Source organism: Catenovulum adriaticum (assembly GCF_026725475.1).
Lineage (GTDB): Bacteria > Pseudomonadota > Gammaproteobacteria > Enterobacterales > Alteromonadaceae > Catenovulum > Catenovulum adriaticum.
This window is the reverse complement of sequence record NZ_CP109965.1, coordinates 2,270,918-2,295,474: the sequence shown is the minus strand read 5'-3', so window position 1 is coordinate 2,295,474 and position 24,557 is coordinate 2,270,918. Positions and strand designations below refer to the sequence as shown.

Sequence of the window (24,557 nt, the reverse complement as noted above, 5' to 3'; positions counted from 1 at the left end):
TAGCATTATTGAATTTGTTTAACGGGAATGGTGTTAAGTTGCCAACGCCAATTTTCAGGCTTTGTTTCCAGTGGCAACATATCGATGCAATCAACTGGGCAGGGGTCAACACAAAGGTCACAGCCAGTACATTCATCAATAATAACAGTATGCATTTGTTTTGCAGCGCCGAGAATAGCGTCTACTGGGCAAGCTTGAATGCATTTTGTGCAGCCTATACATTCAGCTTCTCTTATGTAAGCCACTTTTTTGACAGGCTCGGCGGTATCGTTTTCTTCACTGCCCGCTAACGGTTTAACTTCTTTACCGGTCAAATCAGCCAGTTTTTTGATAGTGGAGTCACCGCCAGGCGGGCACTTATTAATGTCGTCGCCATCTGCAATGGCTTGTGCATAAGGCTTACAACCTGGGTAGCCGCATTGTCCGCATTGGGTTTGCGGCAATATTTCGTCGATTTGATCAACTAAAGGATCACTTTCGACTTTAAATCGAATATTGGCATAGCCTAAGACTGCCCCAAAAATGAGTGCAATGAGTCCTAACGCTAATAAAGAATATAACAAAATCATGAGAGCTTAATCAGTCCTGTAAATCCAAGAAAAGCTAATGACATTAAACCAGCGGTGACCATAGCAATAGCTGAGCCTTTAAACGGGGAGGGGATATCGGCAGCAGCAAGCCGTTCACGCATGGCTGAAAATAAAATAAGCACTAGCGAAAAGCCGATAGCCGCTGAAAAGCCATAAATAGCAGATTCAATTAAATTGTGTTTTTCATTGATATTTAACAATGCAACCCCTAACACCGCGCAATTGGTCGTTATGAGCGGTAAAAATATGCCCAATAAGCGATATAAACTTGGGCTACTTTTGTGTACGACCATTTCAGTAAATTGCACAACCACAGCAATCACTAAAATAAATGCAAGTGTGCGTAGAAATGCTAAATCGAGCGGGTATAAAATATAATGGTCAATTAAATAACTGGCGATAGATGCAAGTGTTAGTACAAACGTTGTTGCCAAAGACATGCCTATCGCAGTTTCTACTTTGCCTGAAACGCCCATAAATGGACATAAACCCAGAAATTTGACTAACACAAAGTTATTGACCAGCACAGTGGCAATAAATAATAAAAAATAATCTGTCATAATTTAGCAAATGTATATTATTGATTCGTCGTTAAGCAAAACGGTAAGGTAAATTAGATGATAAGCACCGTACCTAACTAAAGTCGTAAAAATTAAGAGGCGCTATTATCCGGTTTTAGTGTGAAGATAACAACTCGTGCGGCATAAGGTTTTTAAATTATTTCAGCTTTATTTTGGCTAATGGATTAATTTGGGCTGTGATACAGCTTATTCTACCAATGTTTAGCTTTACGAATGCGCTTTTGATTAAGAGGCACTAAAGAGTATAGCGCCCCTGTTGATGTATTAAAGTTTAATTCGTTTTAAAGTTCAGTTGGTTTGCCGATAAAGTAACCTTGAGTACCATCGATAAATATTTTTTCTAACGTATGTTTTTCAATTTCAGTTTCAACACTTTCAGCAAGCACACTCACACCGATTCGATGCGCTAAATCAATTAAAATTCGAACAAAATATTGATTATTTTTATCTTCATCAATGTTGCGGCTGTAACTACCATCTAACTTGATAAAATCAGGTTTTAACTCTCTAAAAAACTTAAATGAGGTAAAGCCAATACCAAAGCGTTCAACTGTTATGCGCGCACCGCTTCGATGAAGCATGCTGACAAATCGTTTGGATGCAGCGGCATTTTGTTGTAAACCAAACTCCGTTAATTCAAATACTAATTTGGCGGCAACGCCAGTTTCGCGTAATAAACGACGCTCTAACCAAATTACAAACTGTTCATCGTGCGCAGATTTTGCCGTTAAATTAATTGCAAAGCTTTGGTTTACTAAGTTTTTTTGTTTTATTAGATTGATAGTGCATTCAATGATCAGGCGGTCAATGGCTATAATTTTGTCCATACGTTCAGCCATTGCAATAAATGAATGCGTAGGCATCACCTGACCATCTTTATTTGAAAATCGAGCTAAAATTTCCGAATAGACTTTTGTACTTTTATTGGTCGGTTGGATGGGTTGTGCAAACAGTATCACTCTTTGATTCACTAGCACATCTTCAATAATATCTCGCCAATTTTGGCTACCATATTTTGAGCTAACATTGTTTAATACCGACTTATCATTTTGAATATGGCAAGCATTCGCTGTTTTGGTTTGAGCTAAGTTTATACCGGTATCGGCAAGGGCAAGCAATTCAGACAGATCATCATTAGATTCATAGCCGACAATGCCTGAATAGGCAATACTGTTGGTTTCAAATATTTTTTGCAACTCCGTTAAACGACCCGTTAAACTCTTCGCCAGATTATCCGCTTCTTTTAAGGTGATGTGAGGCGCAACCATAGCAAAGTCAGCGCCGTTAATTCGGTATAAGCAGGCCCCTTTATAGCTATTGCTAACTCGCGTTAAAGCTTGCGCAATGGCATTTATATATTCATCACCTTCATGGTAACCACGAGACTGGTTTATCGATTGTAGTTCAGTGGCTCTGATAATAGCCAATATGCCAAATTTGTCGGCGGAAACATCAGTTAGCTCTTGTTTTAAAAAATCTAAAAAGCAATTACGATTGGCAAGACCAGTCAATTCATCAATTTTTGCTTCAACTTGTAAACTTTCGGCAGATGATTTCCATTGTTCAATTTCTTGTCGAGATTTTTGGTGAATTTGATTTAAAGGCTCGACTAAAGGCAAACACTCTTTTGGAATCGATTCTGAATTGAATTGCGCTACTGGCAAAGCGTTATCATTATTGAGCTGTGCTTTAAATTGATTAGCTGTCTTGGCGATGCTTTTTTTAATGTTTAATAGGGTTATAAAGCTAGTAAATAGTAAAAGCACAAAAATAAGGGTTACGCTTAAGAAAATAAAGCGATCAGTTTGTTTAAATTCTTTAATGAAAGCTAAGGTAAAGTGAATATTGTATTGGCCATTTTCGGCGGTGAAATCAACTTCTGTAGGCGCTTGATTAAACCATAACATCCATTGCTGACTGAATGTATCGATTGGATCTTGAGGTGCATATTGATGTAATACTGTGCCATCGTTAGATACAATTTTTAAATGCTGATAGGCAAATTGGCTTTTAAGGGTTTTTATTAACTCTTTAGGTTGGTTAGAGTCGGTTGAGGTACTTAACGATTTAATGGTCTGAATATGATTTTGTTGTTGTAAATTCAGTGTACCGGATATGTATTGACCAATACAAAAGCACAATATCAAGCTAAAAAGAATACCAGCCAGTATATTATGTAGAAAAATCCGTCTTAAAATGCTCATGTACCTGGAGACTCCGTTAATTTTCAAACACGCATTAAATTATTTTTAATACAATAATTAAAGTTGCTAATCATAAATGAGCGTGATTAGTTAAAATAATTGATTAAAAATGAATTACTTAAAAGATGATTTTAATGAGTTTAGCGGAAATTCACAAGTGTTGTGATAGTAATAAGGTGATAATAGAAGTGAGCCAAAAGTAAAGTTGGCTCCCCCTCCCCGACTCGAACGGGGGACCTGCGGATTAACAGTCCGTCGCTCTAACCAACTGAGCTAAGGGGGAATAACTTTATTTGCTGACAAATTGGCTCCCCCTCCCCGACTCGAACGGGGGACCTGCGGATTAACAGTCCGTCGCTCTAACCAACTGAGCTAAGGGGGAATTGTCTCTGTCAACGGGGGCGCATCTTAATGATACTCAGTGTCGCTGTCAACAAAGTTTTTATTAAAATTACTAAAAAAATACTAAATGATTAAAATATCATCTTTGTTGATTTGTTTTTATACATCTCGTTGTTTATTTATACAAGTTTTGCTCACGTAAGTACATAAGCTAATTTTTAGTTTTAGTTAAGCGTGGATTATTTATAATTATTAAAGGTGTAACAAATGTCATTATTTAAGGTGGTTAGTTGATTTTAAATTGCCTTAAATTGGTGCATTTTTTAGTGTAATTGACATAAATGAGATGACCTGATGTCAATTAAAAATATTGAAATACTGTTAAAAAAAACAGTTTGCTTTGTGCAAAGCTAGGTAATTCAAGGGCTGGCTTTGGTTATCCACTAAAACTGTGGATAACTATGTTTATAAGTTTGAATATCTGGGTCTAAGCCGCGTGGTTACTGTGTCAATAAAAATAACTGAAAAATAATTAAAAAAATATTTTTAATTTATAATCAATAACTTACGTGTTTTTAGGCGAGGTTTTCTGTTTTTGGAGGTATTGACGTTCAAATATTTCTAGCTCTTGTGCATATCATGACTAAAGGATTGATTAAATATTCAATAAATAGGCCAATTAATACGCTAAAATATTTATCTCAAGTTCAATTTGTTTGGGTAAGGTTAATAAACTGAGTTATTACAATGACATTTAAAACAAAAAAATAAAGATTAATAAGCGCTAATGGTCAGTTAACTATACTGAGTTACTATAAATCATGGCACTTAGTTTATGGATCACTTAAACTATCGCGCTCCCATATTCTGGATTATTGGATTTAGCCGTGCCGACAGATAAAAAACGAAATGACTTGTTAACTCAGCCTATTAAGTCAACTTTAACAAAAATGACAATTCCTATGATGATGGGCATGGTTGCATTAATGTCATTTAATTTAGTTGATACTTTTTTTATTGGCTTAATAGGAACGGACGAGCTAGCCGCGGTAAGTTTCACCTTTCCGATTACATTTACCCTGATTAGTTTAACCATAGGTTTAGGGGTGGGTACCTCTGCTGTTATTGCCAAAACGCTGGGTAGTGGCCAAGAAGATAAAGCACAAATACAAGGGTGTAGTGCATTAATTTTATCTACCGTTTTAGTGATTGGTTTAGCTGTACTGGGTTATTTAACAATTGACCCATTATTTATTTTGTTAGGAAGCGAAGCTAATACCCTCAATCATATTCATGACTATATGCAAATTTGGTATTTGGGCGCCGTCTTTTTAACTTTACCTATGATAGGTAATGCTATTTTACGGGCCTCTGGCGATACTAAAACGCCGGGTATCATAATGGCGTTGGGCGGATTCATTAACGCTGTACTCGATCCTATACTCATTTTTGGTTGGGGTCCTGTACCCGCAATGGGCATTCAAGGTGCTGCTTTTGCAAGTGTTGCCGCTTGGATCGTGAGTAGTTCACTTATTATCTATTTATTAACGGTTCAGCGAGGTTTGGTTGAATTAGCTATCCCTGCTTTTGACAAGTTAAAATTATCAGTTATTGCTATTTTAAAAATTGGCTTGCCTGCTTCAGGTGCGAGCATGCTAACACCGTTAGCTATGAGTATTTTAACTGCGATTATCGCACAATATGGTCACGAAGCCGTTGCTGCTTTTGGGGTTGGACAACGAATAGAATCAATTGCAAGTATGCTGGTATTAGCTTTATCGATGACACTGCCACCTTTTATTAGCCAAAATTTAGGCGCTAACCAAACAAAACGAGTTCAACAAGCTTATAAAATGAGTTGTCGTTTTGTATTATTTTGGCAACTCGGGGTTTACGTTTTACTGGCTGTTTGCGCGCCTTGGATTGCAGATGCGTTTTCAGATAATGAAAAAGTACAGCATCTGATTTGTATTTTTATTTGGATTTTACCTGTAGGTTATGGTTTGCAGGGGATTGTTATTTTAACGAACTCGTCATTTAATGCATTGCATCAACCTATGATCTCTGTGCAGCTAAGTATCCTGCGTTTGTTTGTTTTTTATGTGCCATTTGCTTATATTGGTGGTTTAGTGGGTGGTATTGTCGGCTTATTTGCCGCATGCGTGATTGCTAATTTACTTATGGCAAGCGTATCTTTTATGCGTTTTAATCATTACTTTAAACAAATTCAAATAACATCAAAGGCTTAAATCAATGAAATCATTTGAATTAGTCTCTCATTATAGCCCCGCGGGTGATCAACCTAAAGCAATTGCGCAACTGGTAGATGGGATTGATGCGGGTTTAGCACATCAAACCTTACTCGGTGTTACGGGTTCAGGAAAAACTTTTACCGTAGCCAGTATGATTGCAAAATTAGGCCGGCCAGCAATTCTGATGGCGCCTAATAAAACCTTGGCAGCACAGCTTTATGGTGAAATGAAAGAATTTTTCCCCAATAATGCGGTCGAATATTTTGTATCTTATTATGATTATTATCAGCCTGAAGCCTACGTGCCTTCAACAGATACGTTTATTGAAAAAGATGCGTCGATAAATGATCACATTGAACAAATGCGTTTGTCGGCAACGAAAGCTTTATTAGAAAGACGAGACGTTATTATTGTTGCATCTGTATCAGCAATTTATGGCTTGGGTGACCCTCAATCCTATATGCAGATGCTATTGCATTTACGCCAAGGTGATATTTTAGATCAAAGGGCGATATTACGCCGGTTAGCCGAGCTTCAATACACTCGTAACGATATAGATTTTCAACGAGGTACATACCGAGTTAGGGGCGATGTAATTGATATTTTTCCGGCAGATTCGGAACGAAATGCAATTCGAGTTGAATTATTTGATGAAGAGCTAGAACAAATTAGAGAGTTTGATCCGTTAACCGGTGAAGTTTTTCGTAATTTGGCACGTGCAACTATCTACCCCAAAACTCACTATGTTACACCACGCGAAAAAATTGTTGATGCGATTGAGCAAATTAAAGCCGAACTTAAGCAACGACGCCAGCAATTATTAGACAATAATAAGTTAATCGAAGAGCAAAGAATTACTCAAAGAACGCAATATGATTTAGAAATGATGTTAGAGCTGGGTTATTGCTCCGGCATTGAAAATTACTCTCGGTATTTGTCTGGTCGTGATAATGGCGAGCCGCCGCCCACTTTAATTGATTATTTGCCAGCAGATGGTTTGATGATCATTGATGAGTCTCACGTGACCGTTCCGCAAATTGGCGCTATGTACAAAGGCGACAGAGCACGTAAAGAAAACTTAGTTGAATACGGGTTTAGATTGCCTTCGGCGTTAGATAACCGACCACTTAAATTTGAAGAATTTGAAAGCTTAATGCCGCAAAGCATTTTTGTATCAGCAACGCCGGGTCCCTATGAACTTGAAAAATCAAATGGTGAAGTCGCGGAGCAGGTTGTTAGACCAACAGGTTTAGTTGATCCCGCCATTGAAGTTAGACCTGTTAATACCCAAGTGGATGACTTAATGTCAGAAGCTAGATTGCGTATTGCAATGGGTGAGCGTGTTTTAGTGACAACTTTAACCAAGCGGATGGCGGAAGATTTAACTGATTATTTAAGTGAACACGATATTAAAGTGCGCTACTTGCATTCAGATATAGATACCGTTGAAAGAATGGAAATTATTCGTGATTTACGACTAGGTAAATTTGATGTGTTAGTTGGTATTAACTTACTACGTGAAGGCTTAGATATGCCAGAGGTTTCTCTGGTTGCTATTTTAGATGCCGATAAGGAAGGGTTTTTACGTTCAGAACGATCGCTCATTCAAACAATGGGACGTGCTGCCCGAAACTTAAACGGCAAAGCGATTTTATATGCTGATAAAATCACTAAGTCGATGCGCAAAGCAATAGATGAAACAGATCGGCGTCGCGAAAAACAAACTGCATTTAATTTAGAAAATGGTATTACCCCGCAAGCTTTGAATAAAAAAATTACTGATGTAATGGATTTAGGTGATGCGGCGAATGATGTTAAAACAGGGCAGGTTAAGCTGCGTAAGGTTGCTGATAAAAAAGCTCAGTATAAATTAAATAATGCGGCTGAAATAAGTAAAGAAATTAAAAAATTAGAAGCAGATATGTTTGAACATGCGCGTAATTTAGAGTTTGAACAAGCTGCTAAATTAAGAGATGATATTCATGATCTACAACAAGAATTACTTAAAGTGTAAGTAATTAGAAGCGTTAGCGATAAAGTAAATTGCCGTCTTGGACGCAATACAAATAAACAGGAAACAACAGTGTTAGACTTTATTATAAATTGGTATCACAAACGCTTTTCAGATCCGGATGCAATTACTCTGGCGCTGATATTAGTCTTTATATTTTTTGGTTTAGTATTGCTCGGGGATATTTTAGCGCCTGTCATTGTCGCGTTAGTGATCGCTTATTTATTAGAATGGCCAATTAGTCATCTAACCTGTTTAGGCGTTAGGCGGAGTTTAGCGGTAGGAGCCGTAGTCGTTGTTTTTATTTGCTTGTGTATTATTTCGTTTTTAGGGCTCACCCCACTTATATGGCATCAATTGCTTAATTTAATTAATGAAATTCCGAATATAATCCAGCAAGGTCAGGATTATTTATTGAATATCCCAGAATATCAAGATGTGATTAACGCCGAACAGATAAAAGCGGTGACTGCCTCGATCAATGAGCAATTTGTTGAATCTAGTAAAGGTTTATTAACGGCATCTTTAAACTCAATTGTTACGGTAGTCACTTTACTTATTTACTTAGTATTAGTGCCTTTATTAGTTTTTTTTATGTTGGCCGACAAAGAAACGCTATTACGCCAAGTCATGTTTTTGATGCCTAAAAAACGACGTTTAGCCATAAAAGTATGGGCGGAAATGAATCAGCAAATTGGAAATTATATTCAAGGCAAAGTGATTGAAATTTTAATTGTGGGTAGCGTCTCGGTTATTACTTTTTTATTGCTTGATTTACGCTATGCCGTATTATTAGGGGTTGCAGTGGGTTTGTCTGTATTAATACCTTATATTGGTGCAGCCGTGGTCACAGTGCCAGTTGGTATTGTTGCCTTATTTCAATTTGGAGTGAGCCCAGAGTTTTGGTATGTCATGATTGCTTACGGTATTATTCAAGCGATTGATGGCAATGTGATTGTGCCAATATTGTTTTCGCAAGCGGTTAATTTGCACCCTGTATTTATTATAGTGGCTGTATTGTTTTTTGGCGGTGTGTGGGGATTTTGGGGGGTGTTTTTTGCCATCCCGTTAGCAACCTTGGTGAAAGCGGTTATTAACGCATGGCCAACTAGTTATGACGCAAGCCAGATGCAAAGCCCAGTTGGCAAGAGTTAATTCAAACGCTGCAAAGCTAAAGCGAAAAATATAAGCCATAGTGAGCACTATGGCTTATCTAAAAATTTAATCAATAAGCCCATATTGATTACGTAAAATATCAATAATTTCAGCTTTAGGGTTATCAGATAAATTGAGCTTTTCACCCGTTATTTTTTCAGCAATACCAACATAAACTTGCGAAACATCCATTAAAACATCCACTGGTAAAGCGTTGTTTTTAGCCAATTCGCTGCGCTCATTCATTCGATCTTTATTTAATAAAATATCAGGATCTGGAAAGTGATTTAACAACAATTGACGAAAACCTTCTTTAGAGTTTTCAACAATGTCACCATTTTGATAAGCTGTTCCATCCCATATTCGCGAAGAATCAGGCGTGCCTACCTCATCCATATAAATGAGTTTTTCTTGTCCGTTTTCATCTTCTACATAGCCAAATTCAAACTTGGTATCGACAAATATTTGATCTAGCTGAGCTAAAGCATTGCTAATCACATCAAAGCCTTGCGTTAATAAATTTTCATAGGTTTGAATATCAGCTTGGTTAGAAAAATTAAATGCTGCGAAATTGTTTTGAATGTCGTCGCGTGTAATATTGACATCGTCGACTTCAGGTACATTTGGAATGCCTTTTAGTATGCCTTTGGTTGAAGGTGTGATTAAAAGCTCAGGTAATTTTTGATCTTTAGTCAAACCTTCTGGTAATTTTATACCACAAAAATTTCGTTCGCCTTTATTGTATGCTCGCCACATAGATCCCGTAATATACTGGCGACAAATAGCTTCAATTTTAACCGGCTTTGCTTTTTGCACGATCCACACAAACGGGTGAGGAATATCCAAAATATGGCTATCGGCCAGGCCTTGTTGTTTAAATAATTTAAACCAATGATTAGAAATTGCATTTAATGCGGCGCCTTTACCCGGAACGCCTTGCATACCTTGTTCACCGTGCCAAATGCAATCAAAAGCTGAAATTCGATCACTGATCACCATTATCGCAAGGGGTGCATCTTCGCGGACAGGGTAGCCTTTTTCTTTTATTAAGCGGCGGCTGTCTTGTGGTGTTAACCAATAAACAGAGCGAACTTTTCCGCTGTGAACTGGCTTGTCGGTTCGAATTGGCAAATCATCGTTGACTGCTAATACTTTATCAGCAAGGTTCATTAATCAAAATTCCTATAAATCACTGTGGGCAGCTTCAAGTTAAATCTAAGTTTTTAATGGATTTAACTTGAATTGAAATGTGTGGCAATAATACCAAACAAGGTTAACAACGCCAACTAGCATCATCAATTAACCTTGCATTGCTACAGGGGTAGATAATTACTCGCGATCTTGGCTAGAGGTTAAATAATCAAGCACAACTTGGTGGTGGTCTTTGGTTTTAAATTTATTAAAAACATGTTCAACGTTGCCATCTTTACCGACTAAAAAACTGATACGGTGAATACCGTCGTATTCTTTACCCATAAATTTCTTTAATCCCCAAACACCAAACCCATCGGCAACCGCATGATCAGGATCTGCCAACAAATCAAAGTTAAGGTCATGTTTGTCAACAAACTTAGCTAGCTTTTCAGGTTGATCAGGGCTAATACCAACCACTTTAGTATTTTGAGCTTCAAGTTCGGCTATCGTGTCACGTAATCCACAAGCTTGTGTGGTACAGCCAGGAGTAAGTGCTTTTGGATAAAAATAAACTAATACTTTATGAGTTTTAATGAGATCCGTTAGCTTAATAGTTTGTTGTGCTTGGTTAAGTAATTCAAATTTTGGTGCCGCTTGGCCTTCGGTTAATGTTTTCATATTCAATTATTTCCTTACTGCTTTGTTAGGTTGGTTAAGCAATGATAACAAATTTTATATTTTGCTGTCAGATAGGATAGCAAAGGGATGACATCCGAAATATTAATTTAAGCTGTAGTTTCCAGACAGTCTGCATCGCATTTACGCAAAAATGATTAATTTACCTTGTATGGATTTAGGCTATTTTCATGGAAAACGCGGTGTTTTTACCAAAAAATGTAAATATTTAAGATTAATTTACCTCAAATGCTGCATTCATATTGTCTTTTTTAGCGCTCAACAGTACCATAGAACGCTTGATTTTATGGGGGCATTAAATGATCCGAGGAAGTATTGTTGCGCTAATTACACCTATGCATAAAAATGGCGAGGTGGATTACCAAACACTTGAAAAATTAGTTGAATTTCATGTTCAAGCTGGCACTGATGGCATAGTTGCGGTTGGTACAACGGGCGAATCAGCCACATTACCTGTGGATGAGCACGTGAAAGTCGTTGAAACAGTTGTTAAAACAGCCAACAACAGAGTGAAAGTTATAGCAGGTAACGGTGCTAACTCAACTTCTGAAGCGGTTGAATTGACACTGCGAATGAGCCAGCTATCTGGTATTGATGCTTTTTTATGTGTAACGCCCTATTATAATAAGCCGTCACAACGTGGCTTGATAAAACATTTTGAAGCAATCGCTAATAGCAGCCATATTCCACAAATTTTATATAATGTACCAGGACGAACTGCGGTAGACATGCTACCCCCAGCAGTTGCTGAGTTAAGCCAACATGACAAAATTATTGGTATTAAGGAAGCGACTGGCAGCATAGACCGCTTACATGAAATAAAAGCGTTAGTGAGTGATGATTTTAGTTTACTCAGTGGTGATGATGAAACCTCATTAGCATTTTTACAAGCGGGTGGACATGGGGTAATTTCTGTTACAGCTAATGTTGCACCAAGTGAAGTCTCTAATATTTGCGAGCTGATTAAGCAAGACAAATATGACGAAGCAAAAGTAATTGATGAGAAAATTTTAATTTTACACCAAAAATTATTTGTTGAATCTAATCCGGTTCCAGTTAAATGGGCATTGTTCCGTATGGGGTTGATTCCTGAATGTATTTTCCGCTTACCGCTACTTGAGCCGGAACCAAATTCAAAATTAGTAATCGAACAAGCTTTACAACAATCAGGTTTTATACATGCATAAAACAAAGCGCTTATTAAAATGGACGAGTTTGGCTGCCTGCAGTGCATTATTGGCAGCGTGCGCTGGTAAGCCTAATAAAGCAGATGGTGATTTTAATTACACTGACGCTCAGCTTAAAGAGCCTATTAAAGTGCCAGAAAACCTTAGCTCGGCACAAGTTAAACAAGATTATTATATTGATCATCAATCACAATTAGATGGCCAAGTTGGTAATAAAATTTCTATTTTTCCACCCCGCTTAATTGCGCCTATTGTGACTGCCAGCCATATTGATGACAACGATCCACGTTCAACAATATGGTTTGAGCAAACTGAGCAAATTGATAATTTAAATCAGGCAATTTGGAATGCTATTAATGGCTATCTGGATAAAAATGACGTAGATGTATTAAGTTATGACAAAAATGCTCAGGTGTTATTAACCGATTGGGTTGAAGTTGAGCGAGAAACTGGTTGGGGCTTATGGACTAACTCCCATTTGGTTGAACGTCAAAAATACCAGTTTGAAGTAAAAATGAAACCGCACGGACGTTCTGGTCAGGTAAAAGTTAAATTAGTTGAACGTCAAGCCGTTAAAGAAAATGATCCTATGCATCAGGTGTTTAGTGACCAAGCCGTTGAAACCGAAATGGTTAATGCAATTGTAGGTCATTTTGAATATCGCCTTAGATTAGATGCTGAAAACAGACGTACAGAATACGTTAAAGGCTTTAATATGGAGCGTGGTCAAGCTCCAAACGGAGATGACGCCTTTATTTTAGATGTTCCTTATGAACACGCTTGGGTACGTATAATAGATGCACTTGATCATTATGAAATGTTAATGACGGATTTAAATAAAATCCAAGGTCGCATTTATGCACGTGCTAAGTCTGATAATACGGGCTTTTGGTCTAATCTAGTTGGCAAAAATGAACAGCTACTGGGTTTGAAAAAAGGCAGTTACGTGATTGAAGTTATTCGTGCTGGTGACAAAACCGCTGTAGTATTTAATGATATTACACTCGATCCTTTAACAGAAAAGCAGTTAGATAAAGTGTATCAAAAATTATCAGAGCGTTTTGCTGAAAACTTAGAATAGTATAGCGATAAGTTTGCAGACATAAAAAAACCGCATTTATTTGCGGTTTTTTTATGTCTGCAAAGCGATTAACGGTTTTTAGAAGTTATAGACTAAAGTCACTGAATTACGTTTATCGTCTGTCGTTATCCCTTCATTGGTGTTCTTTTTATTTTTGACAGCAGCTTTTAACGATAATGAACCATTTACTTGCATGGTTAAAGCCGTTTCAAAAACCGATTTTGTATTATAGTTGCCTTTTTCAATTGAGTAAGCTGATTTAAAATTAATGTTTTCCATAATTTTTCGCTGGTAAGTAACAGCACCACGCCAAATCATTTGCTTGCGGTTTTCATAATCATCTTTAGGGTAAGTTATAGCCCCATTATCATCGTATATTAAAACATTATCAGCATTGACACGCTGACCTTCATCATTGGTATAAACGCGTAAGCTATCAAATGCATAGCCAGGACCAATAGATAGGTCTAAAAAGCCCGTTTTTGAATCTAATACTCGAGTATTATAACCCGTTGCTATTGAAGTTTGGTAATGAAACGCAGAAAAGCGATCAGACTCGTACGAGGCGAAGGCTAATATAGCATCGCCTTCGCGATTAACTTTATAGTTTGTTTGGACAGAAGCGAAATACTTTTCTTTAGTTGTTTTTTTACGTTTTTTTTCCTCATTGTTATCGTCGGTATAGCTAACTTCGTCTTCTTTAAATGTGGAGTCAAACGCAAATTGATTACGGAATGATTCTGTTTCATTACCTATATCAAATTTAACTATGGTGGAAGTTGAGTCGTTTTTGTTTGTGCCAGACGTCATTATGTAGCCGACTTCAACGGAGGCGACAAAACTGCCTAATTTGTCCTGTCCTTGTTTTGCATATACTGAATGGCTTGTTAAAGCACAAGCAATTGCGAACGAGAGTTTTAGTTTCATTAGATATATAGGTACATTTTAGGGTTCAAGCAAAAATCGTAATTCTAAAGACTTCTGCTCAAACCTCAATGATAAGCTCATTATTTTTTCAAAAAAAGTTCACACTTATGTAAAGTTTTAAACTTGATAATAAGTGCGATACCAATCAACAAAAGCGTTAACGCCTTGTTTAACGCCTACTTGCGGCTTGTAATCTGTTATGGTTTCTAAATCTTGAGTATCAGCCCAAGTTTTATAAACATCGCCAGGTTGCATGGGCATAAAGTTCTTACTTGCTTCAATACCAATAGCATCTTCAATGGCTTTTACAAAATCCATTAGCTTAACAGGTGAGCCATTGCCTATATTATAAATATAATAAGGCGCAGAGCTATCTTTAGCAGAGCCAGCTTCCGGCTTCCAATTTGCATTCGCACTTGGCGGTTTACGAGCTACTCTTAGAATACCTTCAACAATGTCGTCAATATAAGTAAAATCTCGGGCCATATCGCCATTGTTATAAATATCGATAGCTTTACCATCGAGCATCGCTTTTGTAAATTTAAATAAAGCCATGTCTGGGCGGCCCCAAGGGCCATAAACCGTAAAAAACCTTAAACCCGAGGTTGGTATGCCATATAAATGGGCATAGGTATGGCTCATTAGTTCATTCGATTTTTTGGTTGCAGCATAAAGCGAAACCGGATGATCGACTGAGTCAGAGGTATCAAAAGGCATTTTTTCGTTGAGCCCGTATACAGAGCTGCTGGATGCGTAAACTAAATGCTTAACTTGGTTATGGCGACAGCCTTCTAATATACTCAAGTGACCAATTAAGTTTGCATCTGCGTAAGCAAATGGGTTATCAATTGAGTATCTAACGCCGGCTTGAGCAGCCAAATGAATGACTTGTTCAAACTGTTCCTTTTTAAACAGCTCAGCCATGCCTTCTCTATTAGCCAAATCGAGTTTGATAAATTTAAATTCAGAGTAGGGTGCGAGTTCGGCAAGCCTATCTTCTTTTAATTTTACGGAGTAATAGTCATTCAAGTTATCTATACCAACCACTTGATGACCTTGTTGTAATAGCTTTAACGCGGTGTGAAAACCAATAAAACCGGCGGCACCTGTAATTAAAAATTTCATAGTGTGCTCTTATTGTTTATACCCGTTAGGGTTGTTTTTTTGCCAGCGCCAGCTATCTTGACACATTCTTTCAAGTTCATATTGTGCTGACCAGTTTAACTCTGCTTTTGCAGCGCTTGCATCAGCGTAACAGGCAGCGACATCACCAGGACGACGATCTACGACTTCATAAGGAATAGGTTGCTGGGATACTTTTTCAAATGCAGTCGCCATTTCAAGCACCGAATAACCCGTTCCTGTTCCTAAATTATAAGTAAATACACCAGAGTCTGATTTTAATTTATCTAATGCTTTTAAATGTCCTAACGCTAAATCGACAACATGAATATAATCTCTTACGCCAGTGCCATCTTTGGTGTTGTAATCATTACCAAATATACTGAGTTTATCTCGTCGGCCAACGGCGACTTGGGTAATAAATGGCATTAAATTGTTTGGAATGCCGTTAGGATCTTCACCAATTAAGCCTGATTCATGGGCACCTATCGGATTAAAGTAACGTAAAATAGCAATACGCCAACTTGGGTCCGATTCTGCTAAATCACGTAAAATTTCTTCAATCATTAATTTTGAATGGCCATACGCATTGGTTGGTATGCCAGTTGGCATCGATTCAACTAACGGTAATGCAGCCGGATCGCCATAAACCGTAGCAGAAGAGCTAAAGACCAGTGATTTCACATTAAACTCTGCCATTACTTGGCATAAGGTTATCGTGCCTGTGACATTATTGTGATAGTAGGTAAGTGGAATTTGAGTGCTTTCACCCACGGCTTTTAAGCCGGCAAAGTGAATCACGGCATCAATATTGTTATGTTTAAAAATTTGACTTAGTGCAGGCTTGTCTAAGATATCTGCTTGAAAAAAAACAACATGTTTACCTGTTATTTTTTTTACTCGCTCTAAAGCTTCTTCTGAAGCGTTACTTAAATTATCAACTACTATGACCTGATCGCCTTGATTAAGTAGTTCTAACACGGTGTGACTGCCAATATAGCCGGCGCCACCTGTTACTAATATTGTAGAGCTCATAACCTATTCCTTTAATTTAATATAATGGCCTTAATTTAAGCAAGTTTAACGAATTATCAGTAATAAGGCTAAGAACTTTGACTCTTAATTAGTGCGTAATGTTCATTTTTTTGCACCTATTTGATTTTTATAATGGGTAATTATGCTTAATGATTTTATATATATTTATGATTTTATTGTTATTTTAACTTGTGGCATGTGGATTGCTTTGTATTTGTTGAGTTAAAAATTATATTGCCAATGATGGCAGTAGCCTAAAACCTCAATTTAAATTAAACCTAAATTAAAGAAACAATAAAAACGGGCAGATCACATTTATTAAAATAGTGATTTTTTGTCTAGTGACATAAACGCTTTAACGATGCGGCAACGAAGCTCACACCAATCTTGTATTTATATACCAGATTGGTGTGAGCTTTTTTTTTTGGGAAATTGGAGATACAAATGAAATTTACATCAAAGTGGATGAATAACTTAAAATCAATGTCGATTGCACTTTCATTAGCTGTGGGGAGTACGATAACACCCAGCAGTATTGCAGCGGATGTCGGTTGGCCAGAAAAAGAAGAATTAAAATTTGGCTTTATCAAATTAACCGACATGGCGCCACTTGCTATAGCTTATGAGAAAGGTTATTTCGAAGACGAAGGTTTATATGTCACGTTAGAAGCACAAGCCAACTGGAAAGTCTTATTAGACAGAGTGATCGATGGCCAACTTGATGGTGCACATATGTTAGCGGGTCAGCCTTTAGGAGCCACAATTGGGTTTGGCACTAAAGCCGATATTATTACCGCATTTAGTATGGATTTAAATGGCAACGCGATTACAGTTTCTAATGATATTTGGAAACAAATGAAGCCGTTAGTGCCGCATGAAAATGGTAAACCTGTTCACCCAATTAAGGCGGATGCGCTTAAACCTATTGTTGAAAAATATCAGGCTCAAGGTAAACCTTTTAACATGGGCATGGTTTTTCCGGTATCTACTCACAATTATGAGTTGAGATACTGGCTAGCTGCGGGTGGTATTCATCCTGGTTATTATGCACCGCACAAAGGGGACATTACCGGTCAGTTGCAAGCTGATGCATTATTATCGGTAACACCTCCACCACAAATGCCTGCCACCATGGAAGCTGGCACTATTTATGGTTATTGCGTAGGTGAACCATGGAACCAACAAGCTGTATTTAAAGGCATAGGTGTGCCTGTCGTGACTGACTACGAAATTTGGAAAAATAACCCAGAAAAAGTATTTGGGGTCAGTAAAGGTTGGGCTGATAAATACCCTAATACGCATATTCGAGTCGTTAAAGCTATGATCCGCGCCGCTATGTGGTTAGATGAAAACAACAATAAGAACCGTTCTGAAGCGGTTAAAATCTTAGCCAAGAGTCAGTATGTAGGTGCCGATTATGAAGTCATTGCCAATAGCATGACAGGGACTTTTGAATATGAAAAAGGCGATACCCGAGATGTACCTGATTTTAATGTATTCTTTCGATACAACGCGACTTATCCGTATTACTCAGATGCAATCTGGTATTTAACTCAAATGCGTCGTTGGGGTCAAATATCTGATGCTAAATCAGATGATTGGTATAAAGATATTGCTAAAAAAGTGTATCGTCCGGACATTTATGCACAAGCTGCAAAGGCCTTAATTGCTGAAGGCAAAGCTAAAGCGTCAGAGTTTCCTGAGTTTACAAATGAAAGCGGCTTTAAACCAGCTCAAACACATTTCATTGATAACATTGTTTATGATGGTTCAAAACCTAATGCGTATTTAGAACAATTTAAAATCGGGCTTAAAGGCAGTCAACAACCTTAAATCAATGCAAGTGAACATTTTTAGCTGTCAGTTTGTGGTGAATGGTGTTTCGCCACAGAATCAACTTAATCAGATCTTGTTAAATTATTAGGAATTTATATGCTTAAAGCAGCCGATATAGGCAAAGTGACAGTGCTCGAATTTAAAAGTGCAGTGAACACAGATGCCGCAAAAAAAATATCTAAACTATTATTATTACCTTTTATTGGCCTGACTTTGTTTATCTTTTTGTGGCATGTAGCGTCACAAAATATTGATACATCGCTTGGGCAGTTTCCCGGCCCGGTCCAAGTGCTGGAGCAAAGCTCTGTATTAGTCGATGAGCACTTTGCTGAACGGGAAAAAGCAGAGGCTTTTTATCAGCGTCAGCAAGAGCGCAATGAAGCTAGATTAGCTCAAGACCCAACTTATGATGCCAAAATTCGCGATTATACGGGTAAGTCGACCTTTTTAGACCAAATATGGACGAGTCTATATACCGTAATGGTGGGCTTTTTGATTGCATCGCTCATTGCAGTACCGCTGGGTGTTTTATGTGGGCTGAGCCAAAATGCTTATGCGGCAATCAACCCTTTAATTCAATTATTTAAGCCTGTATCTCCATTAGCTTGGTTACCGCTGGTTACAATGGTGGTCAGTGCTTTGTACGTAACCGATGATCCACTTTTTTCTAAATCTTTTTTAACTTCAGCGCTGACCGTTAGTTTATGCTGTTTATGGCCCACTTTGGTTAATACAGCCGTTGGGGTATCTGGCATTAATCAAGACCTAGTCAACGTGAGTCGAGTATTAACGTTAAATAAGTGGACTCATATTATCAAAATTGTTTTACCTTCATCTATCCCTATGATTTTCACTGGTTTACGTTTGTCATTAGGGATTGGCTGGATGGTATTAATTGCCGCAGAAATGTTAGCTCAAAATCCAGGTTTAGGTAAATTTGTTTGGGATGAGTTTCAAAATGGCAGTTCAGAATCATTAGCTCGAATTATGGTTGCTGTGCTGGTGATTGGGATGATTGGCTTTGCTCTAGACAGGATTATGTTAGCCATTCAGCGCCATGTCAGCTGGGATAAATCTGTTGCGCTACGCTAGTCGCTAGTCAAACTAACCCCAATTATGTAAGGAATGATAAAAATGAATTCAGGCAATCACTCAAAACATTTAGAATTTACCCAAGTTGGAATTGAATTTCCAACGCCTAAAGGGCCTTTTTGCGCCTTAAAAGACGTTAATTTAAAAATTGAAAAAGGAGAGTTTATCTCTTTAATTGGCCACTCTGGCTGTGGTAAATCAACGGTACTTAATATAGTTGCAGGCTTATATCAAGCAACAAATGGCGGTGTTTTATTAGACAATAAAGAAGTTAATCAACCTGGACCTGAAAGAGCGGTCGTATTTCAAAATCATTCATTATTGCCTTGGTTAACGGCTTATCAAAATATCGAATTGGCGGTTAAGCAAGTTTTTAAAGGCAAAATGAGTAAAGCACAAATGAAAGAGTGGATTAATCATAATTTAGCACTTGTTCATATGACACATGCGGCAGATAAAAGACCGGATGAAATTTCAGGTGGTATGAAGCAACGTGTTGGCATTGCAAGGGCGCTCGCAATGCAACCTAAAGTTTTATTAATGGATGAACCTTTTGGTGCACTCGATGCATTAACTCGTGCACATTTACAAGATTCGTTAATGCAGATTCACGCCGATTTAGGTAATACGGTGATTATGATTACGCATGATGTTGACGAAGCTGTATTGTTATCAGACCGTATTGTGATGATGACAAATGGCCCATCAGCGACTGTTGGCGAAGTGTTATCTGTTGATTTAGCGAGGCCCCGAGACAGATTAGCACTGGCTGACCAGCCAGAATACAATCATTATCGTCATCAGGTTCTGAAATTTTTATACGAAAAACAACGCAAAATTGAACCAGTATCAACTCAACATAAAAAGACTAATCCAAAAGGAAAAAATCAGGTGGCATAGAGCTTGCTTTACTTTTGTATATTATCGTTGTTGATTTATTAAAGGCCAGTTACCTGTAGCGGGTCTTTAGCCGACAAATGCAAAGGTGCAGGAGAATATTTTGTCTACTAAACAAAAAATTGTGGTTATTGGGAATGGCATGGTAGGTCATTATTTTGTAGATCAATTAGCTGCCCAAGCTCAGCAGAATGTTGAAATAACTGTGCTGGCTCAAGAACCTAGACTAGCGTATGACAGAGTGCATCTTTCTGAATTTTTTGCTGGTAAAACAGCACAAGATTTAGCTTTAACTTCAGATACTTACTATCAATCTCTAGGGATTAAATTTCACTTAAACAGTCAAGTCGATCGAATCGATAAAGCCAGCCAGTCGGTCACCACGGTTCAAGGCCATACCTTTGCGTATGACAAGCTAGTACTCGCAACTGGCTCTTTCCCTTTCGTTCCGCCGATTGCCGGTAAAGACAGAAAAAACTGTTTTGTATATCGCACCATTGAAGATTTAGAACAAATTCAAGCAGCTGCTAGTCAAAGTAAAGTCGGTTTAGTTATTGGAGGTGGCTTGCTCGGTTTAGAGGCAGCAAATGCACTAAAACAGTTAGGTTTAAAAACACATGTCGTTGAGTTTGCACCTCAATTAATGCCCACCCAAATTGATATTGGTGGTGGACGCCAGCTTAAAAACAAAATTGAAAATTTAGGCGTACAAGTTCATACCCAAAAAGCGACCAGTTTAATTACCGATGGTGAGCAATGCCTGCATAAGTTAGAATTTTCAGATGGGAGTGCGATTGAAACGGATTTAGTTTTGTTTTCTGCGGGTATCCGGCCGCAAGATACATTAGCCAGAATGTTTGAACTTGAGATTGGCGAACGGGGCGGAATTATCATTAATGACCAGTGCCAAACCTCTGATCCCAATATTTATGCGATAGGGGAGTGTGCATTGTGGCAACAGCGTATTTTTGGATTAGTATCGCCAGGATACACTATGGCCCGTGTTGCATGCGCTGACATTTTAACTAAACCTATGCAGTTTAAAGGTGCAGATATGAGCACTAAACTTAAATTAATGGGGGTTGATGTTGGATCTATTGGCGATGCCCACGCTCGTACACCTAATGCCCAAACCTTTTGCTATGAAAACCCACAAACAGGGGTTTATAAAAAAATAGTCACCAATGAAACAGCAGATAAATTAATTGGCGCAGTTTTAATTGGTGATGCAGCTGAATACGACACTTTGCTACAGTATTGTTTACAAGGCTTGGAAATTCCCGCTAACCCAGCTGAGCTTATCGTCCCTAGTTTGCAAGGTGAACCAGAAAACCCTGCAGATAAAATGGCAGATGAAGCTTTTGTTTGTTTATGTAACATGGTAACAAAAGGCTCAATTGTAGAAGCTATTGGTGGAGGATGTGAAACAGTCGATGAGATCAAAGCTAAAACTAAAGCCAGCAGTAGTTGTGGCACGTGTGTCAATATGGTTCAAAATGTGATCGATTCAGAAATGGCAAAACTGGCAATTGAAGTAACTTAACCTCAACCCAGTTTAATGAATATATTTCAAACGGCCTTTTCACGGAAACTGCGTTAAAATCTCGTAAGAAACCATGCAGAGCTATAAGGTTAATAATTCAATTAGTTAGAATACACCTTAACCCGAGTTGAGGTTAACTTAAACCAGCTCTTAAATTTGAATGAGCAAGTTAACAGTAGAGTGTTGGCAGATAAAATTAAAAAACCAAGGTTTTTATACCTTGGCTTTTTAGTTGAGTGGGAGCAACTAGTAAAATGATTTTCTGAGCGTTATGCCTATGGTTCTGGGCTGACCAACACGGTAGGCTAATCTGGCGCGACCACCTCGTTCGCGATCAAATGAAAGCTTAGTATTTTCATCCGTTATATTATTAATATAAACTAATACATCCCAATCATCATATAAAAAACCTGCATTTATATTTAGGGTTTGGTAAGCATCTAAGGTTAAATCCACTTCTGTCTCTTCATTACCACTTGCGCCTGCATAAGGTACCCCTAAACTAAATACGCCAGCGCCGGCCACTTGATCACTTGGTTGAGTAATACGGTCGCCAACATATTGCAGCGATGCATTCAGGTAAGTTGCATCTGAGCCAAATAAACTGGTTGGTAAATCGTAAGTGCCAGCAAATGCGAGTTGTAATTCAGGTACAGAAGCTAAACGATTGCCTTTTTTAACGCCTCCTATAACCTCACCATTGGAATCTAAAATCGTTGAGTCAAACTCTGCGCTAATATAGCTACCAGCAAGACTTAAATTTAAGTAATCGGTTGCTTGAGATTCAAATTCAAATTCAACCCCAGTGGTATGCGAGTCGGGCACATTAAATGAGATCCTAGATGAACAAGAACCTGCGTCTAAAGTAACCTGCAAGCCATCAATTTGGGTATGAAACAAGGCAACATTCGCTGTCCAAAATGATTTTTTAGCTTTAAAACCTACTTCATAGTTAGTGAGTTTTTCATCATCGTAATCCTGAAATCCACCAAATACAGCGGAGTCTTGCTCATTACATAAAGTTTCGTTGAGCGGATCATTTACGCCACCTAATCTAAATCCTTGAGATACTTGAGCATTTAGACTGATTTGCTGATCAATTTGGTAACTGGCGATGATTCTTGAATTAAATCCATCTGAAGCTGTCGAGTCTGTTTGTTCATCGCTATTTGAAAATAAGCCGCCTGTTTTAAAGCTACGTGTTTCTTCATAATCATAATATCGCGAGCCAAAAGTCACTTTTAATTTGTCGCTTGCTTGATAACTGGCTTCACCAAAAATCGATAATTGAGACAAATCGTAAGGGAGCCTTGCATTGTATGGTGAGTCGGCCTCAAAGCCATTAGAAACACTTTCTGCCGTGCCATCACCTAAAGCCGCATCGGTAAATTGGTCATAGCCAGGGGTAGGCAATCGTTGTGAATAGTTACGCTGCGTATCAGAATAAAACCCACCCACTAACCATTCAAACTGACTATCTTTGTTAGAGGCAAAACGTAGCTCGTAGGTATCTTGTTTTACTTTTGTGCTATCGCGTAAATTAGAAGGTAGTTTAACTGCCGCATCTGCAAGCCCTAAATCTAAACTAACACTGCCAGAAAGTGCACTGACATCACGGCTGACTAAAATATCACGGTCAGTATAACTATAAACAAAAGTAACATCGGCAAAATCCGCATTCCATTCACTGGTAATATCAGCAATTAGGGTTTCGTCTTCAAAACCTTCATCTAATAATAAATATTGTTCACGCTCTTTGAGTTTAATTGCGGGCCGCTCGGTTGTAAAAGGGTTGGCGAATAGGTTATAAATTTCATCGCGGTTAAACCCATTCACACTCAGCTTTTGAAAAACAAGCCGTGGGGTAATACTGATGTTGTCGGTTGGTTGCCATTTTATAGCGACTCGTCCGCCAGTTCGAGAGCCATCATTTATATCTTCTTTTCGGCTATTATTTTCGCCTAACGCATCAATAAAACCTGCATATTCTGTGGTATAAAATACACCCCGAATAGCGGCAGTATCAGACAAAGGGGCGTTTACCATGCCTTTTACATGCCCGCCCAATCCACCATCGGTAACACTGTGTGCGTTCAGTTCTAGTGAGCCCTCAAACGAACTTAACTGAGGCTGATTGGTTATGTACCTAACCGTACCACCAATTGAACCCGAGCCAAATAATGTGCCTTGTGGTCCTCTTAAGGTTTCAATTCGGTTTAAGTCATAAAGGTCAATATCTGGGGTGAAAAGTGATAATGAAATAACACTTTCATCTAGATAAATGCCCACTTGTTCTTTTACGCCGGGTTGGTCACGCACGATTTGCCCAGCAGAAACACCACGAATAGCGACCTGGCTTTGACCAGGCCCTAAATTTTGAATGGAGAGTCCGGCAATATTACGAGAGACATCTTCTAAGTTGTTTGAACCAGAGCGTTCTATATCAGCAGAGGTTTGTGCATTAACAGAAAATGGAATTTCTTGCAGTGTGGTACTGCGTTTAGTTGAACTGACGATGATGGTTTCTATTTCTTTTTTATTTGTTTGTGAATCGGTTTCTTGAGCGATCGTAAAACTGGGTGACAAGGTACAAGCTGCCGCAACGGCAAGCGTTAGTTTATGTATTTTCATGCTATAACCTTTTTGTACAGTGAGAGTGTGGTATGTTTTTATATTATTTACGATAAGAATAGGAGAGGATGCGGGTCAGTCAAATAAAGGTTTCAAAAATGTTGCATTTTAATTTTGGGAAGAGAGAAAGTTTCAGTCAGAAAATACAGCTTTATTACACAATAGAGTGGCGTACGCTTACATTATATTGAGTCTTTTTATTACGGAGTAGGGTTCTAAGTACCTGGAATATTTGAACTTT

18 protein-coding genes and 2 tRNA genes are annotated in these 24,557 nt (G+C 38.2%); 9 read left to right on the top strand and 11 right to left on the bottom strand.

From position 1 onward, the window contains the following. Positions 1–5 precede the first annotated feature (5 nt). The 5 genes from rsxB to OLW01_RS09935 all read right to left on the bottom strand — a co-directional run bounded on the left by rsxB (position 6) and on the right by OLW01_RS09935 (position 3,757). Positions 6–569, bottom strand: coding sequence for an electron transport complex subunit RsxB (gene rsxB / locus OLW01_RS09955; protein WP_268073742.1), 564 nt, complete (start codon positions 567–569; stop codon positions 6–8). Beyond that, positions 566–1,150 carry an electron transport complex subunit RsxA gene (gene rsxA, locus OLW01_RS09950; RefSeq protein ID WP_268073740.1) on the bottom strand — a complete coding sequence of 195 codons (585 nt, stop codon included), beginning with the start codon at positions 1,148–1,150 and terminating at the stop codon, positions 566–568. The genes rsxB and rsxA overlap by 4 nt, the downstream gene beginning before the upstream one ends. A gap of 302 nt (positions 1,151–1,452) precedes the next feature. Beyond that, entirely contained in the window at positions 1,453–3,375 is a 1,923-nt protein-coding gene (locus OLW01_RS09945) for an EAL domain-containing protein (RefSeq protein ID WP_268073738.1), read from the bottom strand. 206 nt (positions 3,376–3,581) lie between these two features. Continuing rightward, positions 3,582–3,658 (bottom strand) — tRNA-Asn (locus tag OLW01_RS09940). Positions 3,659–3,680: 22 nt separating this feature from the next. Beyond that, positions 3,681–3,757 (bottom strand) — tRNA-Asn (locus tag OLW01_RS09935). Between the two features lie 847 nt (positions 3,758–4,604). Here OLW01_RS09935 and OLW01_RS09930 point away from each other — a divergent pair. The 3 genes from OLW01_RS09930 (at position 4,605) to OLW01_RS09920 (ending at position 9,135) form a co-directional block, all read left to right on the top strand. Beyond that, positions 4,605–5,966 (top strand): MATE family efflux transporter, encoded by a 1,362-nt coding sequence (locus tag OLW01_RS09930; RefSeq protein WP_268073736.1) that lies wholly within the window; start codon positions 4,605–4,607, stop codon positions 5,964–5,966. A gap of 4 nt (positions 5,967–5,970) precedes the next feature. Then, positions 5,971–7,983, top strand: coding sequence for an excinuclease ABC subunit UvrB (gene uvrB, locus OLW01_RS09925; protein WP_268073735.1), 2,013 nt, complete (start codon positions 5,971–5,973; stop codon positions 7,981–7,983). A gap of 69 nt (positions 7,984–8,052) precedes the next feature. Beyond that, on the top strand, positions 8,053–9,135 hold the full coding sequence (locus OLW01_RS09920) for an AI-2E family transporter (RefSeq protein ID WP_268073734.1): 1,083 nt from the start codon (positions 8,053–8,055) through the stop codon (positions 9,133–9,135). Positions 9,136–9,201: 66 nt separating this feature from the next. Here OLW01_RS09920 and OLW01_RS09915 read toward each other — a convergent pair whose 3' ends face one another. Beyond that, complete coding sequence (locus OLW01_RS09915; protein WP_268073733.1) at positions 9,202–10,305, bottom strand: phosphoribosylaminoimidazolesuccinocarboxamide synthase; 1,104 nt, start codon at positions 10,303–10,305, stop codon at positions 9,202–9,204. A gap of 159 nt (positions 10,306–10,464) precedes the next feature. Then, positions 10,465–10,947 (bottom strand): thioredoxin-dependent thiol peroxidase, encoded by a 483-nt coding sequence (gene bcp, locus OLW01_RS09910; protein ID WP_268073732.1) that lies wholly within the window; start codon positions 10,945–10,947, stop codon positions 10,465–10,467. A 317-nt stretch (positions 10,948–11,264) separates the two neighbouring features. Here bcp and dapA point away from each other — a divergent pair, with 317 nt between their 5' ends. Continuing rightward, positions 11,265–12,152: a 4-hydroxy-tetrahydrodipicolinate synthase gene (gene dapA / locus OLW01_RS09905; RefSeq protein ID WP_268073730.1), complete on the top strand. Its 888-nt coding sequence runs from the start codon at positions 11,265–11,267 to the stop codon at positions 12,150–12,152. Continuing rightward, positions 12,145–13,233, top strand: coding sequence for an NlpB/DapX family lipoprotein (gene bamC / locus OLW01_RS09900; RefSeq protein ID WP_268073729.1), 1,089 nt, complete (start codon positions 12,145–12,147; stop codon positions 13,231–13,233). The genes dapA and bamC overlap by 8 nt, the downstream gene beginning before the upstream one ends. A gap of 78 nt (positions 13,234–13,311) precedes the next feature. Here bamC and OLW01_RS09895 read toward each other — a convergent pair whose 3' ends face one another. The 3 genes from OLW01_RS09895 to galE all read right to left on the bottom strand — a co-directional run bounded on the left by OLW01_RS09895 (position 13,312) and on the right by galE (position 16,317). After that, complete coding sequence (locus OLW01_RS09895; protein WP_268073727.1) at positions 13,312–14,160, bottom strand: DUF481 domain-containing protein; 849 nt, start codon at positions 14,158–14,160, stop codon at positions 13,312–13,314. 117 nt (positions 14,161–14,277) lie between these two features. Continuing rightward, entirely contained in the window at positions 14,278–15,285 is a 1,008-nt protein-coding gene (locus tag OLW01_RS09890) for an NAD-dependent epimerase (protein ID WP_268073726.1), read from the bottom strand. A gap of 9 nt (positions 15,286–15,294) precedes the next feature. Further along, positions 15,295–16,317, bottom strand: a complete 1,023-nt coding sequence (gene galE, locus OLW01_RS09885; protein ID WP_268073725.1) for a UDP-glucose 4-epimerase GalE — start codon at positions 16,315–16,317, stop codon at positions 15,295–15,297. 483 nt (positions 16,318–16,800) lie between these two features. On the opposite strand from galE, the gene OLW01_RS09880 reads away from it, so the two are divergent. From OLW01_RS09880 to OLW01_RS09865, 4 genes are all read left to right on the top strand, one after another. Then, positions 16,801–18,150: a CmpA/NrtA family ABC transporter substrate-binding protein gene (locus OLW01_RS09880; protein WP_268076206.1), complete on the top strand. Its 1,350-nt coding sequence runs from the start codon at positions 16,801–16,803 to the stop codon at positions 18,148–18,150. Between the two features lie 99 nt (positions 18,151–18,249). Further along, positions 18,250–19,245, top strand: a complete 996-nt coding sequence (locus OLW01_RS09875; protein WP_268073724.1) for an ABC transporter permease — start codon at positions 18,250–18,252, stop codon at positions 19,243–19,245. Between the two features lie 42 nt (positions 19,246–19,287). Further along, entirely contained in the window at positions 19,288–20,145 is an 858-nt protein-coding gene (locus OLW01_RS09870) for an ABC transporter ATP-binding protein (RefSeq protein ID WP_428980159.1), read from the top strand. 100 nt (positions 20,146–20,245) lie between these two features. Continuing rightward, a complete protein-coding gene (locus OLW01_RS09865; RefSeq protein WP_326498573.1) occupies positions 20,246–21,685 on the top strand; it encodes an FAD-dependent oxidoreductase in 1,440 nt (479 codons plus the stop codon). 246 nt (positions 21,686–21,931) lie between these two features. Here OLW01_RS09865 and OLW01_RS09860 read toward each other — a convergent pair whose 3' ends face one another. Continuing rightward, complete coding sequence (locus tag OLW01_RS09860; RefSeq protein WP_268073721.1) at positions 21,932–24,316, bottom strand: TonB-dependent receptor; 2,385 nt, start codon at positions 24,314–24,316, stop codon at positions 21,932–21,934. Between the last annotated feature and the right edge of the window lie 241 nt (positions 24,317–24,557).